The following is a 19,905-nucleotide window of genomic DNA, read 5'->3' on the forward strand; positions in this document are numbered from 1 at the left end:
AGAGACTACTTAGGCTGCATCATAGCCACCCGCAACAGCGCTATAAACTTGTATCATACTGTCGAGTAATTGCGCTTTTGTCTGCACCAGTATGAGCATACTTTGATCAAGATTGATCTTTGCATTCACTACATTGCGATAATCTCTTGCTCCCGCTTTGTATTGTGCTAATGCAATCGCATGTCCTTTTTTAGCAGCTAAATACCCTCTATGTGCTTGCAGATAAGACAATCTGTTTTTTTGCTCTGTCATCAGTGCATTATCCACATCTGCAAATGCAGCATGTAATGTTTCTAAATAATCATAATAAGTTGCTTTGAAGTTTGCTTTAGCAGATTTGATATTCTGATAGGAGCTGGCATTGAGTATTTTCATTGAGGCGGCAGCCTGAGCAATCCAAATATTAGTACTTAATTTTAAAAGATGGGTTAAGTCAACAGACGTACCTCCAACTAAGCCGGTTAATGAAATCGTTGGAAAAAAAACGGAATAGGCCACACCAATTTGTGAATAAGCGATTTTAACATTATTTAAGGCCATCATAATGTCCGGGCGATTTTTTAAAACGGATGAAGGTAAATGTTTAGGAATGAGGTTATCTAAGTGAAGCGAAAGTAAAGTACGGCTGGTGCTAATTGGTCCGGGATTTTCATTCAATAAGAAATGAATGGTATTTTCACTTTGTGCTATCACATTTTCGATTTGTGGCGTTTTTGTTTCCTCTTGTGCAAGCTGTTGATCAAGATTGGTTAATGTTTCAAGGTCACTGGCTCCTTTTTGAAACCGAACTTGCTCTAGTTGGCGTAGTTTTTTTAAATCATGGCATAGTGTTTTTTCTATCGCTAATTGCTCGCGTTGGCTTAAGAGCATGAAATAAGCACCACTCATTTGGCTAATAATCCCTAGTTTTGTTGCTTGAGTTTGCGCTTTTTGGAGATCTAAAGAGGCTTGAGCTGCTTTAATGTTATTAATATTATTTAATATATTAACAGTATATGCGGGTACAAAACCGGCATTGTATTCTTTAAATCTCAAATTGGATAGGCTTGAGAATAAAGGAGTTTTAGCCAATTGTCCTTGAGGTGTAATATGCGAATTCCAAGTCCTACCTGCAAATCCACTTGTAGAGCCATCAAGAGTTGGAATCCAAGCATATTGAGCTGCTTTAAGCTGTGCTTGTGCTTGCTCAATTGTGGCATAAGAACTTTGGATTTGATAATTAGAAGTAAGGGCTTGAATCATCAGCTGATCAAGCTCAGGATCTTTTAACTTTTTCCACCATGCAATTTGGCTTAAAATAGTTTTGCTATTGACATACTTTGTGCCACTACGAGTGCTTTTAGGATAATTAACTTTTTCAGGAGCGATACAATTTTTGCAACATGATCCCAGCACCATAGTGAATAAATAGAGCAAGATAATTTGTAGTTTCATCATTCTATCACTTCATTTAATCGAGTTTTGTTCTAAATATTTTTCCTGTCAAAAGCACCAGGATCAAAGCAATGAATAAAATAGGTAAAATGTTAGGAATTATTTGGCTAATAGTATTACCTTTAAGTAAAATTCCACGCGTAATTCGAATAAAATAAGTCATGGGAATACAGTATCCTAACATTTGGGCCCATATTGGCATGCCATAGAAAGAAAAAATATAACCTGATAGAAACATTGAAGGGAGCTGGTAAAACACACTAAGTTGCATGGCTTGCATAGGGGTACGTGCGATTGTGGAATAAATCATTCCTACCATGAGATTGGCAATAATAAATGGTGCTGAAGCAACATAAAGTAACAGCAAACTTCCTTCCGTAGGGATATTAATTAATAGTTTACCAAAAATTAAGATACTTGTGAGCTGTAAATAACCCAAAACAATATAAGGGACTACTTTACCTAAAATAATCTCAGTAGGTTTTAAAGGAGTACTGAGTAGCATTTCCATCGTACCGGCTTCTTTTTCTGAAGTAATGGCGGTTGAGGTGAGCATGACCATAGTTAATGTCAGTAATACACCAATTAAACCGGGAACAATATTATAAGAGCTTGTATTCGATTCATTATAAAGTCGGTGAATCGTAAGATTCACATTCCTTTGGGAGTTGCCTGGCATCGGGATACTTAAGCCTTGTTTATTAAAACTATTTAGGGTTTGAGTCAAAATCGGCAGTGCATTTCCCAACGCACTGGCACTACTGCCAGGATCAGAGCCATCAATTTCAACTAATAGTTGGGGGTTTTCATTGCGTATGTATTTGCGGGTAAAATTAGGAGGAATAGTAAAAGCAAAACTTATTTTTCCATTGGCAAGATCTTGATTTTTTTGATTTTCACTAGATGCTTCATGAGTTACTTTAAAATAACCTGAAGCTTCGAGTGCACTGACATAACTACGGGTTAAAGGAGAATTATCATAACTTACAATGGTAGTTGGTAGATGTTTGGGATCAAATTCAATAGCAAAACCAAAGAGAATCAGAAGCATAATAGGTAAAATAACCAACATGGCTATGGTGCCGCGATCGCGGGTAATAAGAATAAATTCTTTGCGGATTAAACCTGCAATGCGGGCAATCGATATTCCTTGCACAAGATTTTTATAGTTCTTCATTGCATTAATCCAATAAAAACTTCCTCAAAAGAAGGAGTAACCTCTTTAAAGGATAAGTTTTTGTTTTCTTGAATTAACTTATCCAATGCTTGATGATTTCGTGATGAAATTCGCAATTCATTATTTACAATAGAGGCCAAGAGTTCGGGGTGAGAATGGTTTATTTTTTTAATTAATAAATTTTGTTCTTTTCTATCCGCTTCTAAAATAAAGGTCTTGACTTTTGAAGAGGGTATTAAGTTTTTTGTTGTACCTGTATAGAGCAACTTTCCTAAATTAATATAGGCAAGATCAGTGCATTTTTCAGCTTCATCCATATAGTGGGTAGTTACCAAAATTGTTGTCCCGTCACGTGCGGTAATCTGATGTAAATAATCCCAAAACTCTTTACGGGCTTTAGGATCCACACCAGCAGTAGGTTCATCTAAAAAGAGTAACTTGGGTTTGTGCAGTATGCTACAAGCCAAGGCTAGGCGTTGTTTCCATCCTCCTGATAATCGACCTGCTTGGATTTTACGGTATTTTTCAAGACCAAGATCTGTGAGCATGTCATTTATTTCTTTGCTTGAGTTTTTAATTTGGAAAATATCAGCAATAAAACGAAGATTTTCATAAACCGTTAATCCAGTATAAAAACTGAATTTTTGTGGCATGTATCCGGTATGTTGTTTTATCTGGTTACTCTGCGTGCGGATATTGTAACCAAGGCAAGAACCTTCTCCATCTGTGGGAGTTAAAAGGCCGCAAATCATCCGAATGGTTGTTGTCTTTCCACTCCCATTAGATCCGAGAAAACCGAATATGGAGCCTTTTTCCACTTTAAGAGAGATATGGTCAACCGCAACTTTTTCATCGAATTTTTTAGTTAATTCTTTAACATCAATCGCTAAATCACTCATCAGGCTAATTCCAAAGTTACAGGTTGGCCCAGATGTATTTTTTCTAAATCAGGCGAATTAATTTGGACTTCAACTCGAAAAACAAGTCGTTGGCGTTCCTCACGGGAATAGATGATAGGAGGAGTGTATTCGGCAATATTAGAAATATAGGAAATATGTCCTGTAGCAAGATGATCATTTTGATCCGTTTTAACTTTAATGGGTTCATTAAGTCGTAATTGACTTAACTTTTCCTCAGGAACAAAAAAAATAGCTTTAATATTCTTTTTTGTGATTAATGAAAGAATAGGAATACCTGCTTGCACAAATTCGCCTTGGGTAAAATAGGTATCAAATATAATCCCATATTCTGGCGCAAAGTTTTCCTTACGACTAACGAACCATTTTTTATCTGCAACCTCTACCTGATTACTTTTGATTTTAATGTTAATGTCATCAAGCTGTTGTTTGGAAATATTTAAATCTCTTTGTGCTGCATCAAGATCATTTTGGCTGGCAGCATTTTGTTGGCGCATATCGACAATGCGACGATAATTAATTTCATTATAATGGAGTTGAATTAAAATTTGTTGTCGTTGAGCAAGAAGTTCTTTAGTGCCTAATTGGCTCATTTTAACATTATAAAGTTCATTAGTTTGTTCAAGCTTGAATAGAAATTGATTTTTCTTAACTATTTGTCCTTTTGATATGGGCAAATTAGTCAAACGCCCACCAAAGTCGGCTGATAAATACACAAGATTCGCATCGATATAGCCACTAAACAATTTATTCTCTTTTTTGCTGCAGGAGATTAAAAGTAAAGTAATCAGTCCTATGAATAGCAAATTGCGCATTTCACACCCATCCTGAGCTTTTGGCTTACCACGAGAATATCGCGGAGAGCGATTTTGATGCCTTTTGTTAAGAGAAGTATATTAAGCATAAAGCAGATGTAGTGTCAAAAATAGACCCTATATGAAGAGAAGCCGCTGCATTGTTAATTTGTAGTCCTCTGCCGAATGGTATTGACCTCCATCTAGTAAATGCTAAACAGCCAGCGTCAAACAATTAAAGAGCTCAAAAACAATAAAAAGGATATCTCATGAATTTTAAATCATTTATTGGTGCATCCATAGCGCTGTACTCTTTGTTCGCTCAATCTGCTTTTGCTGCTGAGGAAAACATTACCTTTAAAAACCAAAGAGGGTCAATTTTAGTACTCAATATTTTACCTGATAATAAAATTGAGGGATATTTCACTACGGCGGTTGCTTCTAAAACTTGTCCTCAGGCTATTAATCAAAAAAGACCCATTACTGGTTATATGATAGGGAATACATTATCTTTTAGTGTAGTTTACCCAATGTGTGAATCAGTTTTAAGTGTCAGTGGGAATTTTGATAAAGATCAAAAGACCATAGATACAATTTCAATACTTAATAAGCAAGCAAATGACATTATTCATGAAGGACCGGGGGCTCGTTTCATTGGTCACGATTTTTATAAAAGAATAGGATAAAATGATTGGCGGCCAGAGGGATAGGACCATTGACTTAAGGAACTTGTAGTCGCCCTCGCGCAAGCGCATAGGCGTCAATTTTAAAGGGGACGTTTAGCACGCCGTCACCCTCTGCAGAAAGCAGGGGGGCTATTGAAAGGTAGGCGTGCAAATGAATTTTCGCTTTTGCGCCAATGACGAATCCCTTAAGTCAATGACAATAGGACTAAGCCTATTCCTCGCTTTTTGCGGATAGAAATTTAATTTTCAGTCAGTTCTCTTATCTTTATGAATAGGTTGGAATATGTTGTTTGATGTTTTGGTAATTTCTTTGAGTAGTTCCTACTACTAATAAGAGTTGCGCTATGTAATAAAGGAGCATAATCAAAACAGCGAGGAGCTTATTAGGAGTCAGAACAAATAAATCTAGTGCGAGCGTAAAATCAGAGAGTAAAAAAAGACAAGCGCCAAGACGAATGAAACGTGATTGTTGCTTTACTTGAAAAGAACAAAAAACCATAAAAGTAAGAAGAAATAAATAAAGCGACACAGGTATTTTCATTTCTCCTAAATAGGGCCAAAGAACATATCCTCCAATAAGAACGAACATGAGTATCGGTAAAAAAGAAAGGCAATTTTTCTTTTGAAATTGCCCCTTTTTTAAAAAGAGACAAATGTAAACGCAGTGTGTTGCCATAAATGCTAAGATTCCCATCTGAAGCGCCGCTTTGAGAGGTAATGTTAAAACAATGTCACCAATGAGTGAAAAACTTAAGGCCCCGAGTAATAAGAATTTTATGGGTTGTTCCAAAGTAACTTGTAAGGTATACAGCATCAGCAAAATAATAGGAATGGGCTTAAGGAAAGTGGTGATAGGATATTGGATAAAGGGGAGCACTATAAGATAGAAAATCATACTCCCTAAAATAAGGGGTAGGGTTATTTTCAAGCGCTGTCCTGGCATAAAAGTTCCTCATTGTGCACCGAGATATTTGAGCCTTAAGTATACACGAATGGCATTAAGTTAAACGTATTTTCACTAAGTTCACGTATCTCTACGTCTGGGGACAGGTCGTAGAACATTGCTCATAGGCCATGTTGGATTATTTTTGATGTCTAAAGGTGGTTGTAAATATTCCTTATTGGTTGTTTTTTGCATTTAAATCCAATCCTATCCTAAAATAACATTATGACCAATATCTTGTTGTTACTAAATGTAAGGGTGTAACATGAGACAGTCGATAATGGCAATTTCTCTATTAGTATTAGCCTTTTCTACCTATGCCAATGTTGCCAGTGATATTTTGTCAAGTAGAACATCAGATCAGCAGGTTCAGATTTTGGGCAATATTATTAATTCAGCCGGCTTGCCATGTAATCCTACTAAAGCCTTTTTTCAAGGACTTGATTTATATGATGCGGCATATTGGAATATCGCTTGTAGTGATGGTCAATCTTTTGTAATTCAAATCATGAATAATGCGGCAGCTACAACCACAATAGTCCAATGTGGCGCCATGAAATCCTTGGGAGCTACATGTTTTACAAGATTTGGTCAATAAATAGCAATTCTGGTTAGTAAGAATGAGTGATTATTTGAAGACATAGTTTAGAATGTTTCATCAATTTATTCATTGTCTAAGTTTTTGATTCTAAGAAATAATATTTCTGAGTAAATATTTTTTTTATAATGCAAATTTTGAGCAAAGAAATATTGTCATTAATTTCAATAAAATTTAGAATGAATTTTTTTAATGAAGGGTAAAATCAAAAATGGCATCAGTATTTGAATTTTTAGGGATTAAAACGCAATCTGTTTCTACTTCAGTACCTCTACTTGGTATAAACACTGATCCTTATAAGCTACAAAGAGAAGCAGAAAATTATTTCGTGATTCCTAAATCAGCTCAAGCAGCAAATGGTAATGCACTTGCTGTTAACATTAAAGAGGGACAGAATTTTCTCTCTACAAATTCCACCCATATCGAATTTTTAAAAAAATGCATCGCATTGTTTAAAGACAAATCCACGCAACTTCATAGTGTCGATCAAAAAATCTTAGGGAGTATTGCTTTTGGTGTAGTGGCGACTGCTTTGTCATTTCTACCTGTAGTTGGTTTCTTAGGTTGGATAGGTTGGGGTGCTGCGGTTTATTATATTAATCAACGAGCGACAGCATACGCAGAATATCATGAATCATTAACGCTATTGGTTGGGGCATGTAACTGGAGCCTTGGAGAGGGTCCAGGTAAGCGCAAAGATCGCTCTATTGAGCAGTTAACTAAGAACGAGACGGTGCGACATATGATGGCAACACTGTATCCTGTTCTTACAGAAGTTCAAGTGGGACATCTTATTGCAGATGATATCGAAGATATTTTTGCGCAGGAATTAAAAGAGTATGATACCAAGTTTCAATTGGGTTTTAATCCGCATCAATTCTTTTCTAAAAAGGACGATATCATTGCTTTAAGTAAAAAAGGAGCTGAGTTTAATCGTTGTATTTATGGTTTTAATAAGGGTGGTTTTACTGATTTTTTTGATGCCATTGTTTCTATTCTTCCTGATTTATATAAGGCGACGCTCCATGGATTTCAACAATTGAAATATTGGTGGCAAGGAAGAACTCACTCAGCGGAGAATACAGAGGAATTACGTACTTCTGAAGTGGGATTAACTCACTAAAAATAATGTTTTATTTTATTGTCTTTGATAATATGTTCTTTTTTTGCTAAATGAGTGTTAATTAAACTTCAAATATTATTATTGTGCATTTTTCTCATTGTTTATCCTTTGTGATCAATGTACAATCACTCCTTTTGATTTCTATAGAAAGTTTTGTGGACGTTAGAAAGAACTTTATTTAGATTTTATGTGGAGCAAAAATGCAATCTAAAGTAGAAGAGGCTGATATTTTTATCTATGGTAAAATGGGGCCTAAAGAAACAAATCGAATCCTTATGGGCAAAGTTGAATTGCTCAAAAGACAGCTTGACTTTTCTTCTAAGATCAATGCATTACAAGAAAATGAGGGGAAATTATGGTTGATTCGTGAGAGTCGAGTGGAGGGCTTACTCACAGTTCAATCAATAAGTTATGAAAAAACATCATCCAAATGGAAAATGAATACACCCGAACGTTATTTGTTATCCAATGAAAAGGGATGGATACGTAATAACGCGCGCCCAGGAAGTGACCTGTTTCAGGCCATTGCTGAGTCTGTAGGTGGTATTGTCAAGTTGACAGAAGAAAATACAACGCCACATCTTCCTGGATTATTAAATCTTTTATCCAAGAACGGTTATGATGCAGGTAATAGAGTAAATCCAAAAGTGGGAGAAGAAACACAAACAACAGCATACACCACTTACACGACTCTTCGCCGCTCTAAATCACAAGATCTTCATTTGGAATCAACGATTATTTCTTTGCCCGAAGGAATACTTATGGCTCTTTCATGCCCGCTTACTACTAAAAAAACTGGAGAAGCAAAATTGATGAAAGATCCCGTGACTCTTGTTAAAGACGGTATCACGTACGAACGCGCTCTTCTATTAGAAGAGTATCCGAATTTACAAGAAGGTAATGATTTTTATCCCAATATAAAGCTTAAAACGATTATTAATTATATTGCTGCAAATTCACTACAATCTGACGAGTATTTAGCTAAATTAGAAAAAGTAGAAGAGGATATCCAAGATCCTGTGCAGCTTATAACTATGGAAAATCCTGTTTTAAGTCCTAGTGGATACTCCTATGAGCAAAGCTCAATAGCGCAATGGATTCATTCAAAACAAAGCGATCTTCCCGTATGGGGTAATATTCAGCCAATTCCTGATCCAGTTACTCGGATGGATATGAGAGGTAAGATGCTTGTTCCCAATATTAACTTAAGGTTATTTATTGACGCATGGCCTAGTTTTTACGAGGAACAGCGACTCAGTTGTCAGCAATCGCTTCAGAATAGCTGACAAACGTTCTCTAGAAAATAAGCTTAACTTGAGAAGCTTATTTTCGTTTTTTATCCGCTTAGGAATAAAAAGCATGGGCAAGTTGAGCTCCAAGAAGTGCATTGTTTTTAATTAGAGCAATATTGGCATGTAAGCTTTTTCCTTCAGTAAGCTTTGAGACTTCGGCTAATAAAAATGGAGTTAACGCTTTTCCAGAAATGTTATTTTGTTCTGCTTTATGTAATGCATTGATGATAATTGGTTCAATTTCATGGCTAGGAATATTGAATTCAGCCGGAATTGGATTTGCTATTAATACTCCAGAGGTTGTGTCTATACTCCAATGAGTTTTTAATATTTTAACAAGTGATGGAATATCATTTACCGATGTTGATAATTGATAAGAGGTTGAATCACTATAAAAGGCAGGCAAAACTTGAGTGCGGTAGCCAATGACCGGTACACTCATTGTTTCTAAAAGTTCTAATGTTCGAGGTAAATCAAGAATTGCTTTTGCACCCGCACAAATTGTTGCAATGGGTGTTCTTGCAATTTCGATTAAATCAGCGGAAATATCTTGAGCATCGCCTCGATGTACTCCACCAATTCCTCCTGTCGCAAATAATCTAATACCGGCTTTAGCGGCGCAAAATAAGGTTGCAGCCACAGTAGTGCCTGCAGAATATTCATTGGCTATTATAAATGACAAATCACGTCGGCTTGCTTTATATACTTCGTTGTTACATGAAAAGTGTTGTAATTCTTGATCCGTTAAGCCGATTTTTATTTTTCCATCAAGCACAGCGATTGTTGCGGGAGTTACATTTTGTTCACGAACAATTTGCTCTACTGCTTGTGCTGTTTCATAATTTTCAGGATAAGGCATGCCATGGGAAATGATAGTGGATTCCAAAGCTAATACTGGTTTTTTATGCTTCATAGCAAATTTAACTTCGGGGGAATAATCAAAAAATTGCAGCATGATCTGTTTCTCTTAGTCTATATGTGAATTGAATTTCGCGAAGCATTTCAAGATTAATCTGTTCATTTACTGTGAGCGGTGATTGTATGGTTAACACAGCCATTGCAGCTCCTGTTTGGCATGCTTGAGCTACAGGTGTTCCTTGCTTTAATTCATAGAGAACTCCTGCAAGAAAAGCATCACCAGCCCCGCTCACATCAACGACTGATTCAATAAAAAATGTTGGAAAATGTTTTTGAATTTTTTCATTAACGAGTACATAACCGAATTTGCCTAAACTAATAATGCAATTTTCCACTCCTTTATTCAGTAATATTTTTCCTGCTTTGATGCAATCAGAGATTGAATGAATGGAAATATTCGTTAATGCTTCTGCTTCAAAACGATCCGGTTTTAATAAAAAAACGTGTTCAAGGCAGGAGGATAATTTTTTTGCTTTTACTACGGAGACGGGATCAATACATAATTTAATATTTTGGGTACGGCCTCTATTTAGAGCATGCTCAATAATAGGTTTTGGTAAATTAGTATCCAAAAATACAATATCTCCCTGCTCCCATTCCTCCCAAGATCGAGTAAATTTCTGCAAAGGAATATGATCAAAAATCTCCATATCTGCTAAAGCAATATATAATTCACCCTCATGATCGAGAAGGACATCATAATGTGCGGTTTTTTGCTGAGGAATAGTGAGAATATTTTTGATTGCTATGCCTAGGTTTTTTAAATGTGTTTGGACATCTATTCCTTCTTGATCCTCCCCTACGACACTGCAAAAATGAATGTCATTGGTCAACAAAGCAAGATTTTTAGCTACATTATGTGCAACTCCACCGAATGTAGATAGGGATGAAACGGGGTTCGAAGTTCCCAATTGTAATTGATGAGTAGGGATTATTTTTCGATCAACAGTGACCCCACCAAGGCAAATTATTTTTGTCATGAACGATTAAAAATAACTTAAATAATGTGCATCATATCATGGGTGCTGAAAATTAAAATGAAAGATTGATTTTTTATAATCTGGAGGGCCACATTTCCAGATTATCATGTTGACAATTACCAAGTTCCTGGCATCCATGAACCATGTAATCCATGAGGAATACGCCGTGGCATTTTAATCCGTGCCAGTGGTTCATCTTGGAGGTTCTGGGCATCTAAAATAAGGAATTCGCTTTGATTTGAGGCAGCATCATAAACAAATAAAAGCAAATAACCATCATCTTCTTCCTGATTGGATACGGCGGGTGCGAAAACTGCTTCACTAATTTCTGCGTGAGGGCCAAAATCATGAGTCCATGATTTTTGGTGGAGTACATCATGCTTGATTAATGCATTGAATGCCCCTTTATGATTCCCAGTTTTTGATGGTGTGTAAATAAATTGATGCGACAATGTATCATAATCTTCTCTAATACGTGGAAACTCGACAAAGCGTTCATCTAACTCACTATTTTTTATCCTTCCAGTTTTAAAGTTAAAACAGATACGATTTAATCGTGGTGGAGTTGATTGATTTTCTTGAGTTAGAAGTACTATTTTTTCATGTTTCACATAATCAATTATGATTTCATGATCTTGCTCGTATGCATTAGCAAAATGAAAAACAAAAAAAGGTTCGGTGTGAAACCATTTCATTTCTCCACCTGAACGCTGCATGATGCCAATGCGCACACCTAGCTCTGGTTTCCAGCTCAATACAGCGCCACCAGCTATAATTTGTTGTAGATCAAAGACTACAGGGCAGTCAAAAACAAGTACGTAATTCGTGGTTAAAATAAAATCATGTACCATAGAGCAATAAGATTTTTCAATGTCCCATTTTTGAATTAATTTACCTTGTTTATCAAAGCGATAAAAAGTTAAGTAAGGTGGAGTTAATGCATAATTGACAAACCATAACTCACCGGTTAAGGGATCCCATCGAGTATGCGCGCATACATCTATAGGGGGGAGATTTTTATAAGGCTGCCATTCGCCAAGGGTATCTAAGTGTACATTCATCTCGTATGCTGGAGATCCTTCATTGAGCGCCAGGTAAGTATTGTGGTGACGAATAATATGAATGAATGCCCCATTTTTAATAGCAATTGGCTGATCTTCGGGACCTGCCCATAGAGGATCTATGGGTTTAGGTTTTAAAATGCTACTATAAAGTGCTTTTCCCGCTTTTCGTTCTTTAATTAATCCTTTAGTTTCAACAAATCGATTTTTATATCCTGCTTGGCCTTGGGCAATATAGAGTGCATGAATCATACCATCGCCATCATAGGGATAAGTGTATGAAATAGGTGGGAATGCTGGATTAGGCCCATTACGCATATACACTCCCAGTAGATTTTGAGGAATTTCACCGACGACTTCTAATTTTTTTATGTCTAATTCATCATAAACTGGAGCAAAATTTCCTAAAAGATAAGGATTCGGTGAGTTATTCATACATTCCTCAATTCTAATTCATTATTAACTATAGAACATAATCTATAATTGCTTAAAGAAAATTTATAAGGACAAATTATGGGATTGATGATTGATGGACACTGGCATGATGTTGGGTATGAGACTTCAAAGACAGGTGGAAAGTTCAAGCGAGAACTTGCACAATTTCACTTTACAATTAGTAATGAATCAAATGCTCGTTTTCCTGCAGAAAAAGGGCGCTATCATTTGTATGTATCACTCGCCTGTCCATGGGCGCACCGTACACTCATCTTTAGAAAGTTAAAGCAATTAGATGATTATATTGATGTTTCTATAGTGCATCCGCACATGCTTGAAAAAGGCTGGGAATTTAAAAAAGGAATGGGCGCTACTGGAGATAGCCTGTATGGACTTAATTATTTGTATGAGCTGTATGCCAAAGCAAACAGCCAATATAGTGGTAGAGTTACTGTGCCTGTTTTGTGGGATAAAAAAGAAAAAACCATTGTTAGTAATGAATCAGCAGAAATTATTCGTCAGTTTAATCATGCATTTAATCATTTAACGGGCGATTCACAGGATTTTTATCCTGAACCGTTGCGATCCGAAATAGATCACTTAAATGACCGAATTTATAATTCAATTAATAATGGCGTATATCGTTGTGGTTTTGCAACAACACAAAATGCATATGAAGAGGCTTATGTCGAATTATTTGCTTTACTGGATGAGTTGGATAAACGTTTGCGTCATCAAAAATATTTATTAGGTGAGCAAATTACAGAAGTAGACTGGCGTTTGTTTACCACATTAATTCGTTTTGATGTGGTTTATTATGGTCATTTTAAAACGAATCAACAACGAATTAGTGATTATCAAGCTTTGTACCCTTATTTAAAACGTTTGTATCATCATCCAGGAGTACATGAAACTGTAAATTTTTTACATATTAAGCAGCACTATTATTACAGTCATAAAACCATTAATCCAACACAGATCGTTCCTTTAGGACCACAAATTTCTTTTAATTAATCATGATAATTAATAAGAAATAGGCTGCGTGCCTAGATACACTTAGATTTGCGGCAAAAACACTTGAATTAGCCTGCTTTCCCTGCTTTTTGCCTCGCATAACCCATTTTTTTACCTAGACTCGATTCTTACGACGAGCTAAGCTTATTTCGTCTTTTGTTTCTTTTTCAAATCTTCCTTAGCCCAATTAATTAATCCACCTTTTTCAAGTAATTCAATCTGACGTTTGGAAAGGGTGTGTTCGACTTCAATTTCTTTATCATTAATTTTTATTTTAAATGACTCCTTATCTAAGATATGAGGAAAGTCATTGATTTCGATCATGTCCTTTAAATGGATCGCATCATAATCTTTGGGATTTTTAAATACTAAAGGCAAAATACCAAAATTAATTAAATTTTGCCAATGTATACGGGCAAAGCTTTTTGCAATTACAGCTCTTAAGCCTAAATAACGTGGTGCTAAAGCTGCATGTTCTCGGCTTGAGCCTTGGCCGTAATTCTCTCCGCCTACAATAACGTGCCCTTTTTTATATTTTTTCGTACGACTTGCATAATCTGAATCGACATGATGATAAGTAAACTCACTAATTTTAGGAATATTGCTACGATAGGGAAGAACTTTGGCACCAGCAGGAGAAATTTCATCCGTTGATATATTATCGCCCACTATGAGTAATACGGGTATTTTCAATGAATTAGGGAAAGGATCAAAATCTGGCAAGGTGACAATATTGGGACCTTTTACTAATTTAATGTATTTTGCCTCTTCCAAAGGCAAGGGCTCTTCAAAACATTCAGGATTTAGTATTCTTTTAGGGGGCAGTTTTATTTCAGGATAAGGCATGTCCAAAGTTCTGGGATCGGTTATCATACCTGTTAGGGCGGAGGCAGCTGCTGTTTCGGGGCTACAAAGAAAAACTTTATCTTCATTTGTTCCTGAACGCCCAGGAAAGTTTCTTGGCACAGTGCGTAAACTGTTTTTCTCTGTCGCAGGTGCTTGCCCCATCCCAATACATCCATTGCATCCAGCTTGATGGATGCGAGCGCCAGCATGAATTAGGCTCCCTAAATGGCCATCACGAACTAACTCTTCTAAAATAGTTCGTGAAGTTGGATTAATGTCAAAGGACACATTTGTATGAACAGTACGACCTTTTACCATTTCTGCCGCAATCGCAAAATCACGATAGCCTGGATTTGCTGATGAACCAATATAAGTTTGATACACTTCCTCTCCAGCAATTTCAGCAACAGGAACTACATTCCCAGGACTGGTCGGTTTGGCAATAAGAGGTTCAAGTTTGGATAAATCGATTTCTTCATCTTTATCATAGGAGGCATTTTTATCCGCTTTTAATTCTATCCAATCCTTTTCACGATTTTGACTTTGCAAAAATTCTTTAGTGATTTCATCTGAGGGAAATACGGTGGTTGTTGCTCCTAATTCAGCCCCCATGTTGGCAATGACATGTCTATCCATAGCGCTTAAGTGTTTTAATCCTTCTCCATAGTATTCTATGATATAACCCACGCCTCCTTTGACATCATGTCGGCGCAACATTTCTAGGATAACGTCTTTAGCACTAACCCATTTAGGTAATTTTCCAGTTAAGTGGACGCCAAGAACTTTAGGCATTTTTATATAAAGGGGATAGCCGGCAATAGCCATGGCTACCTCTAGTCCACCAGAGCCAATAGCTATCATGCCTAATGAGCCAGCGGCACAGCTATGACTGTCTGAACCCGTTAAGGTTTTTCCTGGTTTACCGAAATTTTGCATGTGTACCGCATGGCTAATTCCATTTCCAGGACGACTAAAATAAAGACCAAATCGCCTCGCTGCACTTGCCAGAAAGAGGTGATCATCTGGATTTTTGTTATCTTCTTGAATTAAGTTGTGATCGACGTATTGCACAGAAATTTCAGCTTGAGTACGCTCAAGCTCAATTGCTTCTAATTCAAGCATCACTAATGTGCCGGTTGCATCTTGACAAAGAGTTTGATCTATTTTTAGTGCAATCTCTTTGCCAGCGCTCATTTCACCATTAAGAAGATGGGCTTTGATGATTTTTTCTGTAACATTCATGGGCTATTTCCTCCGTGAGAATAGCTAATTGTTAAAATATAGCACAGCAAAGCAAATAGGCTAAACTTCAAAAATAAGGATTGCTTTGGAGAGTTGGCATGAACTATAGTGATCGCCATCAAGCTGGCCTTGTTCTGGCTGATTTGTTAAAGGATTATGCAAGTAGGACTGATGTAATTATTTTAGCACTACCTCGGGGTGGGGTACCCGTGGCTTATGAAATCGCCAAGAAGTTGTCATTAGAACTTGATATTTTTATTGTAAGAAAATTAGGTGTTCCCGGTCATGAAGAGTTTGCCATGGGTGCTATAGCTTCGGGAGGTATCGTTGCTTTAAATGAAGAAGTATTAAATACCCTTCGTATAAAAAAAGATGCTGTCAATCAAGTGTTACAATCAGAACAGAATGAATTATCACGTCGTGAATCAGTTTACCGCGGCAATAAACCCTTTCCAAAACTTATGGATAAAACTGTAATTCTTGTGGATGATGGTATTGCCACAGGTTATACAATGCGGGCTGCTATTGCAGCTCTGAAACAGAAGCATCCTGCAAAAATTATTATTGCAGTTCCTGTTGCAGCACGTTCTACTTGTGATGAGCTAGCTCCTTTAGTTGACACAATCATCTGCCCACTTCAGCCAGTTAATTTTTATGCTGTAGGATTGTGGTACAATGACTTTTCACAAACAACGGATGATGAAGTAATAAAATTGTTGGCAATTTCAAATTAATTATCGCCTTATTCAAATCTGCTTATTTTTATTTGTGGCAATATTTAATCCTAAATTGTACTTTTTATAAATTTAAGTAATAAAAACTTGAGATAGTTTCTAGTTCGCTCGTTTGAGTCATCAAATCTTGATTTTCGAGCCGCGAAAATAGAAAATTAAGATATTGTAAATAATCCTTTTAATTAATTTTCTTGTTGAAAATAAAGGTGTAAAAGATGAATGATTTAATGGATAAAATTATTTTAATCACTGGTGCCTCAAGCGGAATTGGTCAAGCTTGTGCCCAGTTGTGTGCTAAATATGGTGCACGTCTCATATTATGTGCGCGACGTGTAGAACGTCTCGAGCAATTAGCTAAGGAATTAAGTCAACTTTATGGTAAAGAACATTATATTTTACCTTTAGATGTACGTGAGCATGAGCAAGTCAAGAAACAACTTGATTCTTTACCTAGTCAATGGCAGTCGATTGCAGTTTTAATTAATAATGCGGGATTGGCCTTAGATACTCTTCCTGTGCAACAAGGTATTGAAGAGCATTGGGATATTATGATTGATACTAATATTAAAGGGTTGCTTTATGTAAGTCGCGCTCTAATTCCAGGCATGCTTGAACGAGGGTATGGTCATGTGGTTAATATTGGGTCAATTGCAGGCCATGAATGTTATCCAAATGGCAATGTTTATTGTGCAACAAAGTATGCAGTACATGCTCTTTCAAAGACAATGAGATTAGATATGCTTGGTAGTCCTGTTCGTGTTACTGAAATTGCACCGGGCGCGGTAGAAACCGAGTTTAGCGCGGTGCGATGGAATGACAAGGAAAAGGCAAAAGAATTCTATAGCGATTTTCAACCCTTGTTAGCGGAAGATATAGCTGATGCAATAGTATATTGCATTACTCGCCCTTTGCACGTAGATATTGAAGAAATGATCATCATGCCTACAGTACAAGCCTCTGCTAATCATTTATCGAAAATTAAGAATAGATAAAGGTTGTTCAAAAAATTCACATAAGCGGGTCTTTTAGTCTATTATTTATACATATAGGTAATGACTTATCCTGCCTGAACCATTCAATAGTGTCAGAGAGGGAGGTTGTTTTGGAGAGTGGTGTGTAAGCCTATGTAGGTAGTAGGAAGCCTTAAGCTCTGCATAGACCTCCATTATAATTAGTTACAGGCTCAGAATACAGGAAGTCGTTGCCTGTATTTTTCAGAATCCTTCAAAAAGATCAAGTGCATATTTTGTATATAAATTAATCATAATGTATAATTAACATACATCAATAGGATTGAAATCTCTAGGAGGTAGGATGGAAAAACTAATTGTGTTTTTAGTTTTAAGCACGCCATTTTTTTAACCGTGATGCCAGTTTTCTGCACCGACTTCAATGTTTGATAAGCCAGTGTAAGGATTGAATGCTATCACAGTAATTCATGTGCTTAAAGCAGGAACTAATTATGCTTACTGGTGACGCCATTAGCATCTTTGGTAAATTTTTCAGCAGGATCTTTATTAGTATTCAACAATTAGGATGGGATTATGAACAGATTGATTCTTGCTTTAATGATGATTGGGTCCCTACTGTTAGTCACAGGTTGTGTTACCGAAAGAGTATATTACACACCAACTTATACCCCAAAATATGCTTATTCTGTTGGTTATTATCATACTAGCCCTTATTGGGATATAGATTATTACAACGATGCTGATAGTTATTACTACGGTTATGATGATTTGGGCGACGTAGGGTATTGGGGCATGTATAATTCATATCAGGTTTATTAGTCTATAATCGAGTGGGTCGGTACAATTTATTTAGTAATGGATCTTCATTGTCGCCCTATGAGGATCCACTACACTTTGTAGCAATTTAAGCCATATGTACCAAAAGGCTAAATGGCCTATTTTTCGTTAAAATTCAGATTCAAGCTTCTTAGACGACACTAAATTTTAAATGAGGAAAATCTCTTGATTGCTTAGCGCTAGATTTGGTTTAAAGCACTAGAACAATTACCTAAATTAAAATTCCCCAAAACTTGGGGATCAGTCGTCATGATTATTCTTTAGCACGAGATACATATTCGCCTTTACGTGTATCTACTTTAATTAATTCCCCTGTTTGTACAAATAAAGGTACTCGCACTACCGCACCTGTTTCTAGTTTTGCTGGTTTTCCACCACCTCCGGAGGTATCGCCTCGTACACCAGGATCTGTTTCTATAATTTCCAAAATAACAAAGTTAGGGGGGGTTACCTGTATGGGATCATTATTCCATAGAGTAACAATACAAATGTCTTGCTCCTTTAACCATTGTTCTGCGTCAGCAAGTGTTTCTTTGCTCAAAGCATATTGTTCAAAACTGTCTGGAACCATAAAATGCCATTGTTCGCCATCATTATAGAGATATTGCATTTCTACATCAGCAACATCGGCAGAAGGTAAAGACTCTCCCGACTTGAATGTACGTTCCACGACTCGGCCTGTTTTTAAATTTCGAATTTTAATACGAGTAAATGCCTGACCTTTGCCTGGTTTAACGAATTCACAATCCAGAATGGTGCAAGGTGCGTCATCAACCATTACCTTTAAACCATTTTTAAATTCATTGGTGCTATAGATTGCCATTAGTGCTCCACAGTTGAGATTTTGCTTAGTTTTAGTTAAAGTTCGCACAGTTTATCAAGTCTGTGTTATTAATGCGAGATACCTCTTTAAGTTGGCAAAAAAAATTAGCCCAGGGCTTTACTTCAGTAACTGAATTATTAACGTATCTGGAGTTACCCTTATCAACTGGGAATTTACATGCTGAAAAGCAATTTCCTAGCCGTATTCCTTTGGGATTTGCAAGCCGTATGCAAAAAGGAAATCCTCTTGATCCCTTGTTACTTCAGGTGTTGGCCGCTGAATATGAGCTGCAAGGGAGTGAAGAGTACAGTACTGATCCTTTGGAGGAGCATAGCACTACTTCAGTTCGAGGGCTTATGCACAAATATCATGGTCGTGTTTTATTGACAACGACTGGTGTATGTGCCGTGAATTGTCGTTATTGTTTTCGCAGACATTTTCCTTATCAGGCTAATAATCCTGGGCGAGCAGGATTTAAACGTATTTGTGATTATATTGCTCAAGATACGAGTATTACCGAAGTAATTTTAAGTGGAGGCGATCCCTTATTAGCATCTGATGTTGTTCTTGGGGAGCTGATAGAACAGTTAGAACAGATCGCTCATTTGCATACTTTACGGATTCATACACGTATTCCCGTGGTTTTTCCAGAACGAGTCGATTTGGGCTTACTTTCAGTATTAAAAAAGGTTAAATTGAATAAGGTTATGGTGTTGCATTGCAATCATGCCCAAGAACTTGATGATTCTGTGCGACACGTACTTCATGAATTACGGCAAATCGATTGTCATTTGTTAAACCAAACAGTTTTATTAGCGGGCATCAATGACAATGCTCCTGTTTTGGCTGATTTGAGTCAAACATTATTTTCATTTGGTGTCTTGCCCTATTATTTACATGTGTTAGATAAAGTAAAGGGAGCCGCTCATTTTGATTTGCCATTTAATACGGTACAAGCTATTTACCAACAATTACAAAATTTATTGCCGGGGTACTTGCTGCCTCGTTTAGTGCGGGAAGAACCTGGAAAATTAAGTAAGACTTTATTAATTTAACGTAAGTTTCGTATAAGCGAATAGA

19 protein-coding genes are annotated in these 19,905 nt (G+C 36.7%); 9 read left to right on the plus strand and 10 right to left on the minus strand.

What is annotated here, in order from left to right:
• Window positions 1-9: 9 nt before the first annotated feature.
• Genes DYH34_RS02165 through DYH34_RS02180 form a run of 4 tightly spaced genes read right to left on the minus strand, consistent with a single transcriptional unit; the run spans window position 10 to window position 4,343 of the window.
• Entirely contained in the window at window positions 10-1,437 is a 1,428-nt protein-coding gene (locus DYH34_RS02165) for a TolC family protein (RefSeq protein WP_058464877.1), read from the minus strand.
• Between the two features lie 13 nt (window positions 1,438-1,450).
• Window positions 1,451-2,611 (minus strand): ABC transporter permease, encoded by a 1,161-nt coding sequence (locus DYH34_RS02170; RefSeq protein WP_058464878.1) that lies wholly within the window; start codon window positions 2,609-2,611, stop codon window positions 1,451-1,453.
• Complete coding sequence (locus DYH34_RS02175) at window positions 2,608-3,510, minus strand: ABC transporter ATP-binding protein (RefSeq protein WP_058464879.1); 903 nt, start codon at window positions 3,508-3,510, stop codon at window positions 2,608-2,610. Before DYH34_RS02175 ends, DYH34_RS02170 begins: the two co-directional genes overlap by 4 nt.
• Window positions 3,510-4,343, minus strand: coding sequence for an HlyD family secretion protein (locus DYH34_RS02180; RefSeq protein WP_058464880.1), 834 nt, complete (start codon window positions 4,341-4,343; stop codon window positions 3,510-3,512). Before DYH34_RS02180 ends, DYH34_RS02175 begins: the two co-directional genes overlap by 1 nt.
• 248 nt (window positions 4,344-4,591) lie before the next feature.
• On the opposite strand from DYH34_RS02180, the gene DYH34_RS02185 reads away from it, so the two are divergent.
• Window positions 4,592-5,008 (plus strand): avidin/streptavidin family protein, encoded by a 417-nt coding sequence (locus tag DYH34_RS02185; protein ID WP_083502753.1) that lies wholly within the window; start codon window positions 4,592-4,594, stop codon window positions 5,006-5,008.
• 265 nt (window positions 5,009-5,273) lie between these two features.
• Here the strand turns inward: DYH34_RS02185 and DYH34_RS02190 are convergent, their stop codons facing one another.
• Window positions 5,274-5,951 (minus strand): lysoplasmalogenase, encoded by a 678-nt coding sequence (locus DYH34_RS02190; RefSeq protein ID WP_058464881.1) that lies wholly within the window; start codon window positions 5,949-5,951, stop codon window positions 5,274-5,276.
• A 265-nt stretch (window positions 5,952-6,216) separates the two neighbouring features.
• On the opposite strand from DYH34_RS02190, the gene DYH34_RS02195 reads away from it, so the two are divergent.
• The 3 genes from DYH34_RS02195 (at window position 6,217) to DYH34_RS02205 (ending at window position 8,958) form a co-directional block, all read left to right on the plus strand.
• On the plus strand, window positions 6,217-6,549 hold the full coding sequence (locus tag DYH34_RS02195) for a hypothetical protein (RefSeq protein WP_058464882.1): 333 nt from the start codon (window positions 6,217-6,219) through the stop codon (window positions 6,547-6,549).
• Between the two features lie 211 nt (window positions 6,550-6,760).
• Window positions 6,761-7,672, plus strand: coding sequence for a hypothetical protein (locus DYH34_RS02200; protein ID WP_058464883.1), 912 nt, complete (start codon window positions 6,761-6,763; stop codon window positions 7,670-7,672).
• Between the two features lie 200 nt (window positions 7,673-7,872).
• Window positions 7,873-8,958 carry a U-box domain-containing protein gene (locus tag DYH34_RS02205; protein ID WP_058464884.1) on the plus strand — a complete coding sequence of 362 codons (1,086 nt, stop codon included), beginning with the start codon at window positions 7,873-7,875 and terminating at the stop codon, window positions 8,956-8,958.
• Between the two features lie 58 nt (window positions 8,959-9,016).
• Here DYH34_RS02205 and DYH34_RS02210 read toward each other — a convergent pair whose 3' ends face one another.
• The 3 genes from DYH34_RS02210 to DYH34_RS02220 all read right to left on the minus strand — a co-directional run bounded on the left by DYH34_RS02210 (window position 9,017) and on the right by DYH34_RS02220 (window position 12,358).
• On the minus strand, window positions 9,017-9,919 hold the full coding sequence (locus DYH34_RS02210) for a pseudouridine-5'-phosphate glycosidase (RefSeq protein ID WP_058464885.1): 903 nt from the start codon (window positions 9,917-9,919) through the stop codon (window positions 9,017-9,019).
• Complete coding sequence (locus DYH34_RS02215; RefSeq protein ID WP_058464886.1) at window positions 9,903-10,862, minus strand: carbohydrate kinase family protein; 960 nt, start codon at window positions 10,860-10,862, stop codon at window positions 9,903-9,905. Before DYH34_RS02215 ends, DYH34_RS02210 begins: the two co-directional genes overlap by 17 nt.
• 116 nt (window positions 10,863-10,978) lie before the next feature.
• Entirely contained in the window at window positions 10,979-12,358 is a 1,380-nt protein-coding gene (locus tag DYH34_RS02220) for a carotenoid oxygenase family protein (RefSeq protein WP_058464887.1), read from the minus strand.
• A gap of 78 nt (window positions 12,359-12,436) precedes the next feature.
• On the opposite strand from DYH34_RS02220, the gene DYH34_RS02225 reads away from it, so the two are divergent.
• Window positions 12,437-13,372: a glutathione S-transferase family protein gene (locus DYH34_RS02225; RefSeq protein WP_058464888.1), complete on the plus strand. Its 936-nt coding sequence runs from the start codon at window positions 12,437-12,439 to the stop codon at window positions 13,370-13,372.
• A gap of 144 nt (window positions 13,373-13,516) precedes the next feature.
• Here DYH34_RS02225 and DYH34_RS02230 read toward each other — a convergent pair whose 3' ends face one another.
• Complete coding sequence (locus DYH34_RS02230; RefSeq protein ID WP_058464889.1) at window positions 13,517-15,460, minus strand: aconitate hydratase; 1,944 nt, start codon at window positions 15,458-15,460, stop codon at window positions 13,517-13,519.
• Between the two features lie 98 nt (window positions 15,461-15,558).
• Here DYH34_RS02230 and DYH34_RS02235 point away from each other — a divergent pair, with 98 nt between their 5' ends.
• From DYH34_RS02235 to DYH34_RS02245, 3 genes are all read left to right on the plus strand, one after another.
• Window positions 15,559-16,194: a phosphoribosyltransferase gene (locus DYH34_RS02235; protein ID WP_058464890.1), complete on the plus strand. Its 636-nt coding sequence runs from the start codon at window positions 15,559-15,561 to the stop codon at window positions 16,192-16,194.
• Window positions 16,195-16,409: 215 nt separating this feature from the next.
• Window positions 16,410-17,186, plus strand: coding sequence for an SDR family NAD(P)-dependent oxidoreductase (locus DYH34_RS02240; protein WP_058464891.1), 777 nt, complete (start codon window positions 16,410-16,412; stop codon window positions 17,184-17,186).
• Between the two features lie 552 nt (window positions 17,187-17,738).
• On the plus strand, window positions 17,739-17,984 hold the full coding sequence (locus tag DYH34_RS02245; protein WP_058464892.1) for a hypothetical protein: 246 nt from the start codon (window positions 17,739-17,741) through the stop codon (window positions 17,982-17,984).
• A gap of 271 nt (window positions 17,985-18,255) precedes the next feature.
• Here DYH34_RS02245 and efp read toward each other — a convergent pair whose 3' ends face one another.
• Window positions 18,256-18,825, minus strand: coding sequence for an elongation factor P (gene efp / locus DYH34_RS02250; RefSeq protein WP_058464893.1), 570 nt, complete (start codon window positions 18,823-18,825; stop codon window positions 18,256-18,258).
• 71 nt (window positions 18,826-18,896) lie between these two features.
• On the opposite strand from efp, the gene epmB reads away from it, so the two are divergent.
• Entirely contained in the window at window positions 18,897-19,880 is a 984-nt protein-coding gene (gene epmB / locus DYH34_RS02255) for an EF-P beta-lysylation protein EpmB (protein WP_058464894.1), read from the plus strand.
• The last annotated feature ends 25 nt before the right edge of the window (window positions 19,881-19,905 follow it).

Source organism: Legionella cincinnatiensis (assembly GCF_900452415.1).
GTDB classification, from domain to species: Bacteria; Pseudomonadota; Gammaproteobacteria; order Legionellales; family Legionellaceae; genus Legionella; species Legionella cincinnatiensis.